The organism is Gammaproteobacteria bacterium (genome assembly GCA_013696315.1).
Classification (GTDB): Bacteria; Pseudomonadota; Gammaproteobacteria; order JACCYU01; family JACCYU01; genus JACCYU01.
Genome location: JACCYU010000142.1, coordinates 1 through 16,823, shown reverse-complemented (window position 1 = coordinate 16,823; position 16,823 = coordinate 1). Strand labels below are relative to the sequence as shown.

At 61.7% G+C, this 16,823-nt stretch carries 16 protein-coding genes; 10 read left to right on the top strand and 6 right to left on the bottom strand.

Going from position 1 to position 16,823, the window contains the following annotated elements; all coding sequences use genetic code 11:
* Positions 1-340: 340 nt before the first annotated feature.
* Entirely contained in the window at positions 341-802 is a 462-nt protein-coding gene (locus H0V34_08445; GenBank protein ID MBA2491716.1) for a DNA starvation/stationary phase protection protein, read from the bottom strand.
* Positions 803-1,323: 521 nt separating this feature from the next.
* Between H0V34_08445 and rpsF the strand changes: the two genes are divergently transcribed.
* The 8 genes from rpsF (at position 1,324) to H0V34_08405 (ending at position 9,782) form a co-directional block, all read left to right on the top strand.
* The gene (gene rpsF / locus H0V34_08440; protein ID MBA2491715.1) at positions 1,324-1,767 is read left to right on the top strand and encodes a 30S ribosomal protein S6; all 444 of its coding nucleotides are present in this window, start codon (positions 1,324-1,326) and stop codon (positions 1,765-1,767) included.
* 56 nt (positions 1,768-1,823) lie between these two features.
* Positions 1,824-2,048, top strand: coding sequence for a 30S ribosomal protein S18 (gene rpsR, locus H0V34_08435; protein MBA2491714.1), 225 nt, complete (start codon positions 1,824-1,826; stop codon positions 2,046-2,048).
* 101 nt (positions 2,049-2,149) lie between these two features.
* Positions 2,150-3,052: a DUF2232 domain-containing protein gene (locus tag H0V34_08430; GenBank protein MBA2491713.1), complete on the top strand. Its 903-nt coding sequence runs from the start codon at positions 2,150-2,152 to the stop codon at positions 3,050-3,052.
* 50 nt (positions 3,053-3,102) lie between these two features.
* Positions 3,103-3,552: a 50S ribosomal protein L9 gene (rplI, locus tag H0V34_08425; GenBank protein MBA2491712.1), complete on the top strand. Its 450-nt coding sequence runs from the start codon at positions 3,103-3,105 to the stop codon at positions 3,550-3,552.
* A gap of 109 nt (positions 3,553-3,661) precedes the next feature.
* Entirely contained in the window at positions 3,662-5,053 is a 1,392-nt protein-coding gene (gene dnaB / locus H0V34_08420; GenBank protein MBA2491711.1) for a replicative DNA helicase, read from the top strand.
* Complete coding sequence (gene alr / locus H0V34_08415; GenBank protein ID MBA2491710.1) at positions 5,050-6,126, top strand: alanine racemase; 1,077 nt, start codon at positions 5,050-5,052, stop codon at positions 6,124-6,126. The genes dnaB and alr overlap by 4 nt, the downstream gene beginning before the upstream one ends.
* A gap of 71 nt (positions 6,127-6,197) precedes the next feature.
* Positions 6,198-7,058, top strand: a complete 861-nt coding sequence (locus tag H0V34_08410) for a sulfurtransferase (GenBank protein ID MBA2491709.1) — start codon at positions 6,198-6,200, stop codon at positions 7,056-7,058.
* Between the two features lie 360 nt (positions 7,059-7,418).
* Positions 7,419-9,782 carry a hypothetical protein gene (locus tag H0V34_08405; GenBank protein MBA2491708.1) on the top strand — a complete coding sequence of 788 codons (2,364 nt, stop codon included), beginning with the start codon at positions 7,419-7,421 and terminating at the stop codon, positions 9,780-9,782.
* A 75-nt stretch (positions 9,783-9,857) separates the two neighbouring features.
* Here H0V34_08405 and H0V34_08400 read toward each other — a convergent pair whose 3' ends face one another.
* On the bottom strand, positions 9,858-10,181 hold the full coding sequence (locus H0V34_08400; protein MBA2491707.1) for a ferredoxin family protein: 324 nt from the start codon (positions 10,179-10,181) through the stop codon (positions 9,858-9,860).
* 384 nt (positions 10,182-10,565) lie between these two features.
* Here H0V34_08400 and H0V34_08395 point away from each other — a divergent pair, with 384 nt between their 5' ends.
* Positions 10,566-10,862 (top strand): hypothetical protein, encoded by a 297-nt coding sequence (locus H0V34_08395; GenBank protein ID MBA2491706.1) that lies wholly within the window; start codon positions 10,566-10,568, stop codon positions 10,860-10,862.
* 39 nt (positions 10,863-10,901) lie between these two features.
* On the opposite strand, the gene mutS is transcribed toward H0V34_08395, so the two are convergent.
* Together mutS and H0V34_08385 are read right to left on the bottom strand one after the other, a co-directional pair.
* Complete coding sequence (mutS, locus tag H0V34_08390; protein MBA2491705.1) at positions 10,902-13,427, bottom strand: DNA mismatch repair protein MutS; 2,526 nt, start codon at positions 13,425-13,427, stop codon at positions 10,902-10,904.
* 92 nt (positions 13,428-13,519) lie between these two features.
* Positions 13,520-14,086 carry a clan AA aspartic protease gene (locus H0V34_08385; GenBank protein ID MBA2491704.1) on the bottom strand — a complete coding sequence of 189 codons (567 nt, stop codon included), beginning with the start codon at positions 14,084-14,086 and terminating at the stop codon, positions 13,520-13,522.
* Positions 14,087-14,191: 105 nt separating this feature from the next.
* On the opposite strand from H0V34_08385, the gene H0V34_08380 reads away from it, so the two are divergent.
* The gene (locus H0V34_08380; protein MBA2491703.1) at positions 14,192-14,620 is read left to right on the top strand and encodes a Tat pathway signal sequence domain protein; all 429 of its coding nucleotides are present in this window, start codon (positions 14,192-14,194) and stop codon (positions 14,618-14,620) included.
* A gap of 86 nt (positions 14,621-14,706) precedes the next feature.
* On the opposite strand, the gene H0V34_08375 is transcribed toward H0V34_08380, so the two are convergent.
* Together H0V34_08375 and H0V34_08370 are read right to left on the bottom strand one after the other, a co-directional pair.
* Entirely contained in the window at positions 14,707-15,489 is a 783-nt protein-coding gene (locus H0V34_08375; protein MBA2491702.1) for a hypothetical protein, read from the bottom strand.
* A 234-nt stretch (positions 15,490-15,723) separates the two neighbouring features.
* Positions 15,724-16,770, bottom strand: a complete 1,047-nt coding sequence (locus H0V34_08370) for an EAL domain-containing protein (protein MBA2491701.1) — start codon at positions 16,768-16,770, stop codon at positions 15,724-15,726.
* Between the last annotated feature and the right edge of the window lie 53 nt (positions 16,771-16,823).

The following is a 16,823-nucleotide window of genomic DNA, read 5'->3' as shown; positions in this document are numbered from 1 at the left end:
CCTCAGGTCGGAGAAATCGTGCAACTTAACGGGCACGCCGCCAAAGTCACGGGCGTGGACGAGACGCGTATTACCGAACTCACATTCGAGAACGAACCACAGCCACACAAACCTGGTTCCGAAGCCGAAGTACTGCCGCCGCCACAAGCACCGCAACAAGATGCGGGTCGATAGATCCACATCTCGTTATGGCGACGGACACTCTGAATGTGCCACGCCCGGCGGGCCGCACCGCGCGCAGTCAGGTTCACTGGCTCTGCGCGACCGGCATCTACCGATCAGGTCACTAAGAATCCCACAGCGCGCTCATGCGAAAGTACGACCGCCGCGCTCGCCCGCGCTATTCCAGGTGACTTCTCAGCATCCACGCGTTTTTCTCGTGGATGCGCATGCGCTGTGTAAGCAGATCGGCCGTCGCCTCGTCGCCCGCATCATCGGCGACCGGGAAGATACTCCGCATCGTCGCAATCACCGACTCCTGTCCGACGACCAGTTGCCGGATCATTTCTTCGGCCTGCGGCACGCGCGTTTCCTCCTCGATCGTCGTCAGCTCCGCGAACTGTTTGTAGGAACCCGGCGCCGAATAGCCCAGGGCGCGAATGCGCTCGGCAATCTCGTCCACCGCCAGGGCAAGTTCCGTGTATTCCTGCTCGAACAATGTATGCAAGGTGGTAAACATCGGCCCCTTGACGTTCCAGTGGAAATTGTGGGTCTTCAGGTACAGTGTGTACGAATCCGCGAGCACTCGTGCGAGTCCTTCGGCAATCGCTTTCTGCTGTTCTTCGGATATTCCCGTATTCATTTTAATTCGCTCCGAGGTTGCGTCCGGCGACCGGTGAAAGAGAATCTGGACACTGCCAACCTAAACTTTTTTCCGCCATGCGGCAAATTGAATGTGCCCCTTTTTTTTGATTGCGGAATTGAATACTCGATCATGCGCTCGGTCTGGCACATCAGCGCCAGCGATTGCCGACGATCATGCTGACCGCATTACGATCCCCGCTGCGTGTCGCGGTGTTTGGCAAAGTGATTACGTGAGTCTATAAGTTGAATTGGTAGATCCCGAATTTCGGGCTATTTGTTAAAGTCAGTCAACATCCACTTAACCAGCCTGCCGTTGCATTGATCTAAAGAGGCCTCAACCATGGCGCAACGCCGACCTCAGCGGGGTTCGAATTGCAAGCGCGCGGGCGCTCTTGTACGATACGTGCCTCCCGTCGGTCGGCAACGATCGGCTTTCCACCACTCCTTGCCTTACCGCCCGTTTTCTGGACCCACTGTGTGGACACGTTGCGGAAGGCTTGACCCGGAAGGAGCAAGTTCATGCGGCATTACGAAATCGTATTCATGGTCCATCCGGACCAGAGCGAGCAGGTTCCCGCGACCATCGAAAGGTATCGGTCGATGGTGGAATCCGGCGGCGGACGCATTCACCGCCTGGAAGACTGGGGCCGCCGCCAGCTCGCCTACCCCATCAATAAAATCCTCAAGGCGCACTACGTGTTGATGAACATAGAATGCGAACAGACGACCCTGGATGAGATCAAGAGCGCCTTCCGCTTTAACGACGCGGTGATCCGCAATCTAATCATGTTGCGGCCCAGGGCCGATACCGACGCGTCGCCGCTCGCCAAGTCCAGAGAAGAAGAGCAGCGCGCCGAAAGTGACGACAGCGACGCGACCGAAAGCCGTCCCGAGCGCACGGATGACGCGTCGGAAACCACGCGGCCCGAACGCCCTGACCGCGACGAACAGGAATCCGCTTAAGTCGCGGGCTTGCTCGTCCGTCCCCCTCATTCACGATTTATACGCGAGGTTCGCTTATGTCACGTTTCTTCCGTCGCCGACGTTATTGCCGCTTTACCGCGGAAGGCATTACCGAGATCGATTACAAGGACATCAATCTGCTCAAGAGCTTCATTACCGAAACCGGCAAGATTGTGCCCAGCCGCATCACGGGCACCAGCGCACGTTACCAGCGCCAGCTGGCGAGCGCCGTGAAGCGCGCGCGGTTTCTGGCGCTGCTGCCTTACAGCGACCAGCATTAACGCCGGCATCGACGCCTGATCCCTGGCGGTTGCTTGTGTGAATCATTTCGACGCAGACGCGCGCAATGCGACGCCGCTGGTAACAGTCGATTGACACAACAATGAACAAACTGGCGGCATTCGTCATGGCGGGCCGCTGGCAGGCCGTCAGCGTGGTGCTGGGCTTTGCGCTGCTGGGCTTTGCGTTCCCGCCGGTGACACTGTTGAGCGGAGCGGCGCTGGGGCTGGTGGCCCTGAGGCTGGGCGCCGGCAGTGGCGGCAGCGTGTTGCTGTGGTCGGCTCTGAGCATGATGCTGATCAGCTTGCTGGTTATCGGGGAGGTCTGGTTCGGTCTTGCATTCGGCGTCGTTCAATGGCTGCCGGTATTGCTTATCGCACTATTGCTGCGTCATAGCATGTCGCTGGCGTTCACCTTGCGGATCGCGTTGATGACCGGACTCGGCGCAGTGCTGGCCATGCGCATGCTGGTGCCGGACGCGACAGCGATGTGGGCGAGGTTACTGGACACGCTCGTGCGCCCCGCACTGGTCGGCGCAGAGGTGCCAGTAGCGTCCATCGACGCGCTGCTGGCCCGGGCCGCGCCGGTGATGAGCGGCGGATTTATCGCGGCGATGCTGCTGAGTCTGGCGCTGACCCTGCTGCTCGCGCGTTGGTGGCAGGCCTTGTTATACAATCGGGGTGGCTTCCGCGACGAGTTCACCGGGCTGCAGCTCGGTTATCCAATGGCCGCTTTGGCGTTGCTTCTGGTTGCCGGCGCCGTGCTCACCCACGCACCGCTGGTCATCGAACTGACCCTGGTGGCCGCGGCCATGTTCTTTTTGCAGGGGATGGCGGTAACCCACGCGGTTATCGCCGCCAGCGGTCACGCCACCTTGTGGCTTTTCGGCGTGTATGGATTGCTGCTGCTGGCGTTGCCGCACATGCTGGCGGGGCTGTCACTCATGGGCGCGGTGGACACATTCGCCAACTTCCGCGCGCGCCTGGCCGACAAGCGTGATTCGTAATCCGGCGGTTCGTGAATTAGACACACATCAACCAGACGCAGGTAACATCGATGGAAATTATATTGCTGGACAGTATCGAAAATCTGGGCGGGCTTGGTGATCGGGTCAAGGTGCGCCCGGGCTATGCACGTAATTATCTGTTCCCCACCGGCAAGGCGAAATTCGCGACAGCCGAGAACATCGCCGCGTTCGAGGCGCGCCGCGCGGAGCTCGAAAAGACCGCCCAGGACACGCAGGCGCAAGCCGAGGCGCGCCGCGAGCGGCTGGAAGGGCAGGCTGTGACAATTCCCGCGAAAGCCGGCGCGGAGGGCAAACTGTTTGGCTCGATCGGTCCGGCGGATATCGCGCTGGCCATGCAGGCGGCCGGCGTCGAGGTGGAGAAGCGCGAGGTGCTCCTGCCGCGCGGCACGCTGCGTCAGACCGGCGATTATGAGGTCGATCTGCACCTTTACACCAACGTCACCGCCACGATCAAAGTGTCCGTGGTGCCGGAGGCTTAAGCTGCGGCGGCGTGGCAGATTCTGACCTGATCTTGAAACATGGCGTATCCGCTCCACAGCGATACAACTCTGAGCTGGCACGTGAATCGACGCGGAGCAACGTAGATTTATGGCGAATGCCCCGACCCGAACCGGCCGCCGGCCGCCCAGCGCGGAAAGCCTCAAGGTCCCGCCGCACTCGCTGGACGCCGAACAGGCGGTGCTGGGCGGCCTCATGCTGGACAACAACGCCTGGGATCAGATCGCCGACCGGATCGGTGAAGAGGATTTCTACCTCGCGGACCACCGCGCCGTGTTCGTAGCCATCCGGGAGCTGGCCGACAGGCAGCAGCCCTTCGACGTCATCACGCTGTCCGAACACTTAACGCAACGCAAGAGCTTGAGCGACGGCAGCGCGCTGGCTTATGTCGGCACCCTTGCGCACGAGACCCCCAGCGCCGCGAACATTCGTGCCTACGCCGACATCGTGCGTGAACGTTCCATTCTGCGCCAACTGATCGCGGTCGGCACCGAAATCTGCGACGCGGGCTTCAACGCCGACGGGCGCGACAGCAAGATATTGCTGGACGAGGCGGAACAAAGGGTATTCCGCATCGCCAGTCAGGGGCTGCGCGCCGGTTTCAAGGACATCAAGACCTTGCTCAAGTCCACCGTCGAGCGCATCGACGCTTTGTTCGAAAAAGACGATCCCATCACCGGCATTGCGACCGGCTTCAGCGAGTTCGACGAAAAGACTTCCGGCCTGCAGCCGGGCGATCTGGTGATCGTCGCGGGCCGCCCATCCATGGGCAAGACCAGCTTCGCGATAAATATCGCGGAATACGCCGCGGTGAAGCAGCAGGCGTCGGTGGCGATATTCAGCATGGAAATGCCGGGCGAGCAGATTTCGATGCGCATGCTGGCCTCACTGGGCCGCATCGATCAGCACCGTCTGCGGATTGGCAAGCTCGCCGAGGAAGACTGGCCGCGGCTGTCCAGCGCGGTGTCCGTACTGACCGACACCAGGCTGTTCGTGGACGACAGCGCCGCGCTGACACCAACGGAACTGCGCGCCCGCTCGCGCCGCCTCAAGCGCGAGCATGGGCTGGACCTCATCATCGTGGATTATTTACAGCTGATGCAGGTGCCGGGTACGCCTGAGAATCGCGCCACCGAAATCTCGGAAATCTCGCGCGGATTAAAGGCGCTGGCCAAGGAGCTTGGCGTGCCGGTCGTGGCCTTGTCACAGCTGAACCGCAGTCTCGAGCAGCGGCCTAACAAGCGCCCGGTCATGTCCGATTTGCGCGAGTCGGGCGCCATTGAGCAGGACGCGGATCTGATCGCGTTCATCTACCGCGATGAGGTGTACAACGAAGACAGCGCGGACAAGGGCACCGCCGAGATCATCATCTCCAAGCAGCGCAACGGACCCATCGGCACCACGCGGCTGACCTTTCTCGGCCAGTACACCAAGTTCGAAAACTATATTCCGGAAATCTATTCGGGCGAGCGCTTTGGCTGATGCGCGCGGCCCGCGCGTTAATCGACCGGTCCGCGCTGCTTCATAACTTTCAGCGCGTACGCGAAGCCGCGCCACACAGCCGCGTGCTCGCGGTCGTCAAGGCCAACGCCTACGGGCATGGCGCGGTGACCGTGGCGCAAACGCTTGGCGACGCGCACGGCTTCGGCGTGGCCTGCGTCGATGAAGGACTCGCGCTGCGCGCGGCGGGAATCGACAAGACCGTTGTCAGTCTGCAGGGCTTCAAGAGCGCATCGCAGCTCGTCAAAGCCGCCGCCAATAACATCGATGTGACCGTGTACGACGCCTATCAAATCGAGCTGCTGGCCGCCACCTCGCTCGCCGCGCCGGTGCGCGTCTGGCTCAAGGTGGACACCGGCATGGCGCGACTGGGCTTCGCACCCACCGAACTCGCGGCGGTTCATCGGCGTGTGACCGCGTTGCCGCGGGCCACGACGGCGCCCGTGCTGATGACCCACCTGGCGTGCGCGGATGAGCGCCGCAGCGATTACTCGCGCCAGCAACTGGATACCTTCGAGCGCGCGACCGCGGCACTCAGCGGCAAGCGCAGCGTGGCCAACTCCGCCGGCATCCTGGCGTGGCCCGGCAGCCACGGCGACTGGGTGCGCCCCGGCATCATGCTCTACGGCGCATCCCCGTTCGTTGACGACACTGCCGAACACGCCGGTCTTAAGCCGGTCATGACCTTGACCGCACCGCTGATTACGCGCAGGTGGATGCATGCCGGCGAGCACGTAGGCTATGGAAATAGCTGGACCGCGCCAGAAGCCATGCCGATCGGCGTGGCCGCGATCGGTTACGCCGACGGTTATCCGCGCCACGCCAGCACCGGCACGCCGGTGCTGATCAACGGCCAGCGCACGCAACTGGTCGGGCGCGTGTGCATGGACATGATTACCATCGACCTGCGCGGCTGTGACGCTGCTGTGGGCGACGACGTGACCTTGTGGGGCAAAGACCTGCCGGTCGACGAAGTGGCCCGAAACGCCACCACCGTCGGCTACGATTTATTGTGCGCGGCCGGCAACCGGGTGCGCGCCGAGATTGTCAACTGATCGGCCGAGCGCGCGCCGACAAGCCTGAATCGATAGGAGGTCCCATGCCCGCAGAAGACCCCGCAGAAGACATTGTGTACACGACGCTGGTAAGCCGCGACACCTTGGAGGAGCATCTTCAGGACCCGCGATGGGTCATCATCGATTGCCGTTTCAATCTGGCCGATCCCGAGGCCGGCCAAGCGGCGTATCGCGAGAACCATCTTCCGAACGCGCGTTACGCTCATCTGGAACGCGACTTGTCAGGCTCGAAAACCGCATCCGCTGGCCGCCATCCGCTGCCTGAACCGCAAGTTCTGGCGCGAACTTTCGCGGCATGGGGTATCGATGGCGCAACGCAGGTGGTCGCCTATGATGACGCGGGCGGCGCGATGGCGGCGCGACTCTGGTGGCTGTTGCGCTGGCTGGGGCACAGCGCGGTCGCGGTACTGGACGGCGGCATCAATCGCTGGCGCGAGGAGGGGCGTCCGCTGACCGCGGAAATACCGCGGGTCACGCGCGGCGCGGAGTTCGCTTTGCGGATCGACCACGATGCGCGGGTAGACAGTGACTTCATTGCGCGCAATCTTGCTGCACAGCAAAGCGTCGTGCTCGACGCGCGCGCCACGGAGCGGTTTGCCGGCCAGGTCGAACCCATCGATCCGGTCGCGGGCCATATCCCGGATGCCTTGAATCGGCCTTTCGACCGCAATCTCGATGCACGCGGCGCGTTCCTGCCGCCGCACGGCTTGCGTAATTCGTTTCGCGAGACGTTGGGGAACACCCACCCTGAGCGCGTGATACATATGTGCGGCTCCGGCGTTACCGCCTGCCACAACCTGCTGGCGATGGAGATCGCCGGTCTCGCCGGCTCGCGCCTTTATGCCGGCTCGTGGAGCGAATGGATCACGGATCCGGCGCGCCCCAGGGCATGCGCCGATCCGGATCGATAAGGCACTGGATCACCACTTCGCGCGACGCAAGCCTCGCCGCCGCGCGCTTCAGACACACCGCGCGGCTGGTTTTTTCTTCCCCCTGAACCGGATCAACGCGCTTGCGATCGGGACTGCCGGGCTAACGGCAACTGATCGCGCCGACGAGCGGCCGAAAAAACCCTACGTGCGGCCGCGGCAACGCTTGGAGGCGAAGCGCCCGCCCTGTTACAACTGAAAAACAAGAGGCGATGACCGCCTCGATGCTTCGCCAGTTTCCCGGGAGGGTGCTCGATGAGTAACGAATCGACACGATGCGCGCGTGGCGCACCACTTGTAAGCGCACGTATCTATCTGATTTTTGGGTTGTTGGCCATTTGCATGTCTGGCGCGCAGGCACAAACCGTCCCCATTGATATCGGCAGCGTATACGTGATCGATTCCGGCGCCGGCGCCGACGCGCGAGGCGCGCTGTTTAGGGTGAACCCGGTAAACGGCGCACGCACGCTGGTCAGCGACTTCGGCAAGTTGTCACAAGGTCCCCTGGGCTTGAATCCCGTCAGCCTTGCGGTAAGTCCGAACGGTCAGTTACTGGTCTCCGATCTGGACGCGGGCGCGGATTTCCGCGGCGCCATATTCGAAGTTGACCTATCCGACGGTCGCCGCACGTTGTTGAGCGATTTCAACGATTCGTCACAGGGTCCGCTTGGCGAAGACCCCGTAAATCTGACCCTGGACGCGAACGGTACAATTCTGGTGGCGGACTTGAACGCCGGCACCGGTTTTAACGGCGCGCTGTTCAGGGTGAACGCGACCACCGGCAACCGCGTCCTGTTTAGCGATTTCAGCGACACCGCGCAAGGGCCGCTGGGTCAGATACCGTTCAGCATCGCAATAGGGCCGGCGGGCGAAATCCTGACCGTGGTGCTTTCTGCCGGCACCGGCTCGCGTGGCGCGCTGTTCAAGATCAATGCGCAAAACGGCAGCCGCACACTGCTGAGTGATTTTGGCGATGCGTCGCAAGGGCCGCTGGGCGAAATCCCTTTCGGCGTAGCGCTTGGCCCCAATGATGAGATTCTGGTAATAGACCAGGAAGCGGGACCCGATTTCAGAGGGGCTTTGTTCAGGATCGATGCCGGCAACGGCCAGCGCACACTGCTAAGTGATTTCGGCAACAGTGCTCAGGGGCCGCTGGGCGAAGATCCGGTCACTCTGACTTTGGCGTCTTCCGGGCGGATGCTGGTTATCGATTTTACGGCGGGCGCCGGCCAGACCGGGGCGCTGTTCTCGCTCAACCCAAGCAACGGCAACCGCACGCTGCTGAGTGACTTCAGCGATGCGTCGCAAGGACCGCTGGGCGCGAGCCCGTATGGCGTGACCACAGTTGCGCCTCCTTCGCCCGGCGCGCTGGAATTCGCTGCGGCGACTTATACGGTAGCAGAAACCGCGGGCGGCGTGACCATTGCCGTTACGCGCTCGAACGGCGCCAATGGCGCCGTTTCCGTAGCCTTTACGACGTCGGCAGGCTCGGCCACCGAAGGCGCGGACTACACGTTGACGAACGGCAGTCTCAACTTCGCGGACGGCGAGATTCAAAAGACATTCTTCATGCCCGTCATCGACGACACGGACGTCGAAGGTAACGAAACGGTGAATCTGCGCTTGACGAATCCTGACGGCGGCGCCACGCTCGGCGCGCGTGACACGGCCATCCTGACCATCACCGACGACGACGTGGCGCCGACTATTATGTGTAAAAGCCTGGTGGCAACCATCGTCGGTACGTCGCAAGGCGACACCCTGACCGGCACGCCGGGCGCGGACGTGATCGCCGGCTTAGGGGCCGACGATGTAATCCGCGGGACGGGCGGCGATGACGTGATCTGCGGCGGCAGCGGCAACGATCAGCTGTTCGGCGGCGGCGGAGTCGATCAGCTGTCTGGCGAACGCGGCGACGATCAACTGTTCGGCGAAGCGGGCATTGACACCCTGGACGGCGGCGCGGACACCGACCGCTGTGACGCGGGCGAACCACGCGTCGGTGAAACGGTGGTGAACTGCGAATCGGTGGTCCAGCCGTCCCCCGGTGTATTGCAATTCGGTGCGGCGACTTACAGCGTCAACGAAAGCGTCAGTCAGGCGACGATATCGATTACACGCACGGACGGCAGCGACGGTGAGGTGTCGGTGAGTTTCAGTACCAACGACGGCACTGCAATTCAGGGCGCCGATTATGGCTTCAGAAGCGGCGTCCGCACCTTCCCCGCCGGTGACGCAGCAGACAAGACACTCACGTTCCCGATCATCGACGATACGGACGTCGAAGGTAACGAGACGGTGAGGCTCGCGCTGCTCAATCCGAATGGCGGCGCCACCCTGGGCGCGCGGAACACCGCGTTGCTTACCATCGTTGATAACGACAGGCCCGCTGCCGTCATGTGCGACGGCAGGGTCGCTACTATCGTCGTGACCTCCGGCAACAACACACTCAACGGCACCTCGGGCGCGGACGTAATTCACGGCCTGCGCGGCAATGACGTCATCCGCGGGACGGGCGGCAACGATGTGATTTGCGGCGGTAATGGCGATGACGGGCTGCCGGGTGGCGGCGGAGATGACCGGCTGTTCGGCGGGGGTGGCAACGACACGATGGATGGCGGCAGCGGTTCAGACTTCTGCGACGGCGGAGCGCACACCACCCGCGACCGCGCGGTTAGCTGTGAACGGGTCAGGGGCGTACCCTGAAATCCTGCCACAACTGAAATACGGTGGGGCGTCGAAGCCCCACCTTTTTTTGTTGCCCCGGCTGCTGCTCTGTGCTTAGCGTTCGAGCAGCTTCAGTTTATCCGGTTTGCCTTCCCACTCCTTGGCGTCGGGCGGGGCATCTTTTTTGACGGTAATGACCGGCCAGTCCTGCGACAGCTCCGCATTGAGTTCGAGATAATGTCGCTGATCCTCCGGCAGATCGTCTTCCGACAGAATGGCGTCCACCGGACATTCGGGCTCGCACAGGGTACAGTCGATGCATTCATCCGGATCGATTACCAGAAAATTGGGCCCTTCGTGAAAACAGTCGACCGGGCACACCTCCACGCAATCGGTGTACTTGCATTTGATACAGTCTTCGGTAATGACAAAGGTCATGGGCTACTCCACGCTCGCGCGCTGGGTGACGAATGCGTCAGCATTATAACGGCATGACACATTCGATCAAAATACCGCGCACCGCTCTATAAGCGCCTGCACAAGCTGGCGGCTTGCGGTCTGCGCTATTTTCAACGTGTTCGGACCGCGGCATGACCCCAACTCTCCCAAGGCCGGCGTCTGCGTCAGCTCTTCGGCGTGCGCGCGCAGGTTACGCTGGAAAGCGGCCTCAAGAAAATGCTGCCGGACGGCGCTTTTTACCCGCCGTAGACGCCTAAACGGCGTTGACAGTCTCGCGATGCCGACCTACTGTCTGGCGTTGACGGAAGCCTTCCGCCACATATACAAGGATCACTTATGGACAAGAAGCGCAACAAACGGTCTATGACCGCGGTCGTGCTCACCTTGAACCTGCTGTTTGGCTTGTCGCAAGGCGCGATGGCGGCCGGAATGTACGAGGACCAGGGCAGCGAGCGCTCGGCGGGCGCCATGATGGTAGACGTGCTGGCCGTCCGTCCGCTGGGATTCGTGGCCACGGTGCTGGGTACGGGGTTGTTCGTCGTTTCCCTGCCGTTCAGCGCGCTGGGCGGCAACGTGGACGAGGTGGCGGAAAATCTGGTGGTCGGTCCGGCCCGTTTTACTTTCGTTCGTCCGCTGGGTGAATACGAGTCGTACCATTAGCCATTTCGTAGCTGCGCCCGAACGTAAATACGCCCGCGCTTAACGGTTCAGCGCTTTCAACTGATAAACCAGCTCCAGCGCGTCCAAAGGCGCGAGCGAATCGGGCTCGACGGTGTCGAGTAGCGCGGCGGCGCGACACCGTGTGGACCGTCCCAGCGGCAGCGCGAGTTGCCCGGTCGCTTGTGCCGGCGACTCATCAACCGCCCGCTCCTCAAGAAATCTCAGCCGCTGTCTCGCGGCTTCGATCACGGCGGGTGGAATCCCCGCCAACCGCGCCACCTGCAAACCATAGCTTTGATTCGCCGGTCCTTCCTTGACCGCGTGCAGGAACACAATGCTGTCCGCGTGTTCGATGGCATCGCAATGCACGTTGGCGATGGTCTCCTGCAACTCCGCCAGCGCCGTGAGCTCGAAGTAATGCGTCGCAAACAAAGTGAACGCACGATTGGTTTGCGCCAGATGCAGCGCGCAGGCCCAGGCCAGCGATAAACCGTCGAAGGTGCTGGTGCCGCGGCCGATTTCGTCCATCAGCACCAGACTCGATGACGTTGCATTGTTGAGGATATTGGCAGCCTCGCTCATCTCCACCATGAACGTGGAACGACCCGCGGAGAGATCGTCGGCGGCGCCGATACGGGTGAAGATCCGGTCGACCGGGCCGATTACCGCCCGCCGCGCGGGCACGTAGCTGCCGATGTGGGCCAGCAGCACGATCAGCGCCACCTGCCGCATATAGGTCGATTTGCCGCCCATGTTGGGGCCGGTAACGATCAACATGCGACGGTCTTCATCCAGGCGTATATCGTTGGGCACGAACGGCTCGTTCAGCACGCGTTCGATCACCGGGTGCCGGCCCGCCTCGATGCATATACCGGGATTGCCGTTCAGCTCCGGACGGTAGTAATCAAGCCGTTCGGCCCGTTCCGCCAGCGCACAGAGCACATCGATTTCCGCCAGCGCGCAGGCGCAGGCCTGCAGCTGAGAAATATCCTCGGCAACACGCTCGACAAGCGCGTCATAAAGCATTTTCTCCCGCGCCAGCGCGCGCGTTCTGGCGCTCAGTACCCGATCCTCGAATGTCTTGAGTTCAGGCGTGATGTAGCGCTCGGCGCCTTTGAGCGTCTGCCGGCGCGTGTAGTCCGCCGGCGCCCTTGCGGACTGTCCGCGGGACAGCTCGATGTAATACCCGTGCACCCGGTTGTACGCGACTTTGAGATTCGAAATACCGGTGCGCTCGCGCTCGCGAGCCTCCATCTCAAGCAGGCAACCGTCCGCGTTGGCGCTCAACGCGCGCAGTTCGTCGAGCTGCGTATCGAAACCCGTGGCGATAACACCGCCATCTCGGATCCACGCCGGTGGCGCATCGACCACCGCGCGCACAAGCCGCGCATGCAGATCGGGATGCTCGCCTAGCGCGTGGCGCAGCGCGGCCAGACGCGGCGCCTCCGCATCCGCCAGTTGACCGCGTAAAGCCGGCAACAGCGCCAGGGTGTCGCGCAGCCCGGCCAGATCGCGGGGTCGCGCCGAACGCAACGCGATGCGCGCCACGATGCGCTCGATATCGTGGACACCGCGCAGCGTCTCGCGCAGAGCGTCGAACGTTCGCGTTTCCAGCAAGGCGCCCAGTGCGTGTTGACGATCACCGAGCACCTCGCGATCGCGCAGAGGCTGGTTGACCCAGCGCCGCAGACAGCGGCCGCCCATGCTGGTGACCGTACTATCCAGCACATGCACCAGCGTATTTTCCGTGCCACCGGACAGGGTACGCTCCAATTCCAGATTACGACGGCTGGCGGCATCCATGATAATGCCGTCATCCGGCTGCTCCGTGCGCAACGCGCGGATGTGAGACAACGCGCCGCGCTGCGTGTCGCTGACATAGTTCAGCAATGCCCCGGTGGCCGCGATCGCCATGGGCATTGCGTCGCAGCCAAAGCCCTTGAGGTCCGCCACGCCGAACTGCTCGCACAAAGGCCGTCTGCCGCCGTCCATATCGAAATGCCAGGGCGGCAACTGACGTACTCCTACGGTGCGGTCGCCGGGCAGACCCACGTCCTCGGCAACCAGAATTTCCGCCGGTTGCAGCCTCTCGAATTCGTCGAGCAGCGCGTCGTCACCCGCAACCTCGGTTACGCTCAGACGACCCGCACCAAGATCCAGCCAAGCCAGACCGTGGCAACGCGCGCCGGGCTGTACCGCCATTAACAGATTGTCGCGCCGTTCATCCAGCAGGCTTTCGTCGGTTACCGTGCCGGGCGTGACGATACGCACCACCTTGCGCTCGACCGGTCCCTTGGTCGCGGCCGGATCGCCGAACTGTTCGCAGATCGCCGCCGATTCACCACGCCTGATCAGCCGCGCAAGATAACTTTCCACCGCGTGGATGGGCACCCCGGGCATCGGGATCGGTTCACCGGCGGACTGGCCGCGTGCGGTCAAAGTCAGGTTCAGCAACTGTGCGGCGCGGCGAGCGTCGTCATAGAACAACTCATAAAAATCGCCCATGCGGTAGAACAGAAGAATATCGGGGTGCTGAGACTTGATGCGCAGGTACTGCTGCATCATGGGGGTATGACTGGAATTTGGCGTAGCGGGAGCCTGCATACCGATCATTTTACGCGTTCTACGCTTCGCGTCGCCGCGAAGCGTGCCTGGGATCACTCGCCAGATCGTACGATTTCGCGAGTGCGCGGCATCAAGGAAGTTGGCGCCTGCGTAGTATCGTCAACCTTCGGCAGCCCAGGCGCGGCGCAGTTAGTCATCTGCAGGAGCGGCGGTTCGATGGAAAACATCAGCGGCGCCGCCTTGCGCAATGCGCTCAATCCGAGCAGGCTGCGGGAGGCGCCCGGGAATACGGCCGCCTCCACGTCGTCGATCCGGCAGACGCCGCCGATACTGATGCTGCCGATGCGATAAACCGGCACCACGCGCGTGCTGCCGTCGGCCATGATACCGCGCAGGCGGCGGATATAAATTGCCTGCTCACGCGCCTGCAGCAGCGCGAGTACATCCTCGTTGATAGTCATGTAGCCGGCGCCGGTGTCAACCAGGTAATCGCTAACCCCGACACCCTCGACGTGTACATCGACATAAAACGTATCGGCGCCCTTGTCCTTCATCGGTACGGTTACGGAGCCGGTCGCGAGTGTGGCGGGCGACGCCACGAGTAGCGTGACAAACGCTACTGCCACAAGGACCCCAGTGGCTCTTCGCGACGCCCCCATCGTTGGCTGCCAATAACGCTTGGTGTAAGGTGTAATCATCCTGGAAACTGCGGGCAGGTTTGATGCGGCCCCCGCCTTTTCTTTTGCATTCGAGGTATGCGATCGATGCTGTTCAACAGATACCGGACTCTATCACTGTTTTTGATCGCGAGCGGAATTGCATTTGCGCCATCCGTGACGACGGCTGAAGCCCTGCGCGTCGAGCTCAACAAGCTGGAGCCACAGGACGGCGCCTGCCGTGCGTATCTGGTGTTTGAAAACAGGACCGCGACCAGTTTCTCCGGCCTGACGCTCGATCTGGTCATGTTCGACGGTGAAGGCGTCATCGCCAGGCGCCTGGCCGTCGACGCGGCGCCATTGCCGGCTGACAAGATCAGCGTCAAGCTGTTCGATATCGACGACCTGGAGTGCGCCAATGTGCAGCGTATTCTGATCAACGATGTCCTGGATTGCCAGGACGAAAACGGCGAAGTGAGCGACTGCGTGGCGCGAATAGAAACCAGGTCACGCGCTGACGCGGCGCTGGTCAAATAGAGCGAACCGCTACCGGCAACTGCGCGGCAGGCGAGACGCGGCAGAAACCTCTCACCTGCGAACCGAACTACACGTTGTCCATCGCTTTAGAAGGTGCGAGAGAGCGTAAAGACCGCCCCCGGCGTACAGACGCTCGCGTTTAGAAGGATCGGGCCGCCGTACTCGTCCTTGCAATCTTCGCTGGTGTCATGGTAGGTCACACCAAAGCTGAAGCTTTGGACTATCTTCGAGACACCCACTTGGAAGTGCGTGTAAGAAAATCCGTCCTGAGCGCCGGAAAGCGCGCCGCCCGCCACATTCAGGTGGCCCACGCCGAAGCTTAAGCCAATCTCCGCCGGCAGCACGAGGTCAAGCGAACCAAGCACATAGTGGCTACGCCCGTCTTCGCCGTTGTAGTCGGGCGAATAGTTGTAACCTACGCCAACCGTGGGCGTTAGCGGGATGGCCTCGACGGTGTGACTCACACCTGCGTGAGCCTCGAAATAATCCAGTTCGAACCCGTCATCCTGGGCGCCGGGAAAGGTGTAGTATAGCGCCGCCACATCGTAATCAATGGGTCCTACGGCGTTCGCGTAACCCCCGTAATAATCGAATTCGATCTCGCTTTCGGTGCCAAAACCATCCCAGTTGGATCCCCATACGCCCGCGTAGAAACCACTCGGGTGCGCATAGTCGAAGCTGCCTTGAATCGCGGGATCCTCGTCCGTGAACGAGACGCCCCTGAAGACGTAGTCGGTCGTGAGATAAATGGTGTTGCTGAAGTTCTCCGCCGCGAGTAGCCCGCCATCATCCTGCGCGCACGCGAGGCCGCTCGCGGTAAACGCAGACACCCCTACGGCAACGGCAGCGATTCTGCATTTGATACTCATGATCCTTTTACTCCTCGGGTATTGATATCGTTATCAAGGAGGGAAGGCTCACCCGCAATCCCAGAGGCGGCGCAGCAATCCCGGGTAGCCGGAATGCGGATCGGTGTGATTGCCGTCCGCAGGTTCTCGAACGCCTGGCCGCACCCGCAAGTTTCCCGCTCATGCTTAATCTTCCTTGGCCTTAGCGAGCGCAAGCAATTCCTCAAGCGGGTTAATACCTTGTGGGTACATGGCTCATTGGATAGCCGCTTTTTCCACCAGCAGCGGCTGGCGCCTCAGCAACGACGTGACCGCAATGGCATCGAGAGGAGCCGAGATCAGATCTCCTTGCGCGTAGTCGATGCTATGTCGGCGAGCGATGGACAGCGCTCGATCGGTTCCAATACGATCGGCAATCACGCTGATACCGAGATTGTGCGCAAGCGTGACCACCGCACCGATGAACGGTCCCCCGTAGTCGCCCTCTTCGATGAGCGATGGGTGTATGCGTATCATGTCGATCGGCGCACGTCTCAAGGTCGAAAGAGAGCCCGTACTCACGCCGAACGAGTCGAGAATGAGCCGGACCTTTCTGGTCTGCAACCAGGCCAGCATCTGGTCGATCGACTCGGTTTTCTGGGCCAGCACGTCCTCGGGAATGCCGAGCGCAAGACTGAAGGATCGAGGCTTGGATGACAGCAGCCGTTCGCAGAAACGAAGGATGGAATCCGCATCGAAAAGGCTCCTGCCGAAGATTTCGACATTGATCCCCACGTGCTCGAAGCCCGGTAATGACTGCCACGCGCTCATCTGCTTGCACACCTCCGACAGCATGTACTCCCACAGAGGCAGGATCAGCTGCGTGTCCTCCGCATTGGGTATAAATTGCTCGGCGAACAACATGCCGCGCCGTGGATGTCTCCAGGCGAGTCGCGCCTCCAGACCCGCTACGTTGCCGCTCGCCAGCGCAATGACCGGCTGCCAGTACACCGCCATCTCGCGACTGCCCATCGCGTCCCTGATCTCCTTCTCGATTCCAGCCTGAGCCGTCGCCTTGGCGTGCTGGTGTAGATCGAAAACCTCATAACGCGCACCGCCCAGAAGCTGGGCGCGGCTGAGAGCGGTGGCCGCGTCACGTAGCGCGTGATCGCCATTCGCGTACCCGCTAGCACTCAACGCCACGCCGATACTGACGGTCGCATAAATCTCCACCTCGTCGATCATGAAGGGCATCAGTACCTGCTCCTGAATCTGACGCACGAGCTTGCTCGTCACCTTTAAATCGTTCGGCTGCTCCAGCATAATACCGAAGCGCTTTTGCTTGTTTTTATATAAATTTCTGTGAGTATCCATGT

Excerpts from the sequence above, each read along its gene's own strand:
- H0V34_08370 (MBA2491701.1), bottom strand. The coding sequence starts at position 16,770 with ATGCTGGAGCAGCCGAACGATTTAAAGGTGACGAGCAAGCTCGTGCGT.
- H0V34_08375 (MBA2491702.1), bottom strand. The coding sequence starts at position 15,489 with ATGAGTATCAAATGCAGAATCGCTGCCGTTGCCGTAGGGGTGTCTGCG.
- rplI (MBA2491712.1), top strand. The coding sequence starts at position 3,103 with ATGGAAATTATATTGCTGGACAGTATCGAAAATCTGGGCGGGCTTGGT.
- H0V34_08405 (MBA2491708.1), top strand. The coding sequence starts at position 7,419 with ATGTCTGGCGCGCAGGCACAAACCGTCCCCATTGATATCGGCAGCGTA.
- rpsR (MBA2491714.1), top strand. The coding sequence starts at position 1,824 with ATGTCACGTTTCTTCCGTCGCCGACGTTATTGCCGCTTTACCGCGGAA.
- mutS (MBA2491705.1), bottom strand. The coding sequence starts at position 13,427 with ATGATGCAGCAGTACCTGCGCATCAAGTCTCAGCACCCCGATATTCTT.
- H0V34_08400 (MBA2491707.1), bottom strand. The coding sequence starts at position 10,181 with ATGACCTTTGTCATTACCGAAGACTGTATCAAATGCAAGTACACCGAT.
- H0V34_08430 (MBA2491713.1), top strand. The coding sequence starts at position 2,150 with ATGAACAAACTGGCGGCATTCGTCATGGCGGGCCGCTGGCAGGCCGTC.
- H0V34_08445 (MBA2491716.1), bottom strand. The coding sequence starts at position 802 with ATGAATACGGGAATATCCGAAGAACAGCAGAAAGCGATTGCCGAAGGA.
- rpsF (MBA2491715.1), top strand. The coding sequence starts at position 1,324 with ATGCGGCATTACGAAATCGTATTCATGGTCCATCCGGACCAGAGCGAG.
- H0V34_08380 (MBA2491703.1), top strand. The coding sequence starts at position 14,192 with ATGCTGTTCAACAGATACCGGACTCTATCACTGTTTTTGATCGCGAGC.
- dnaB (MBA2491711.1), top strand. The coding sequence starts at position 3,662 with ATGGCGAATGCCCCGACCCGAACCGGCCGCCGGCCGCCCAGCGCGGAA.
- H0V34_08385 (MBA2491704.1), bottom strand. The coding sequence starts at position 14,086 with ATGGGGGCGTCGCGAAGAGCCACTGGGGTCCTTGTGGCAGTAGCGTTT.
- H0V34_08395 (MBA2491706.1), top strand. The coding sequence starts at position 10,566 with ATGACCGCGGTCGTGCTCACCTTGAACCTGCTGTTTGGCTTGTCGCAA.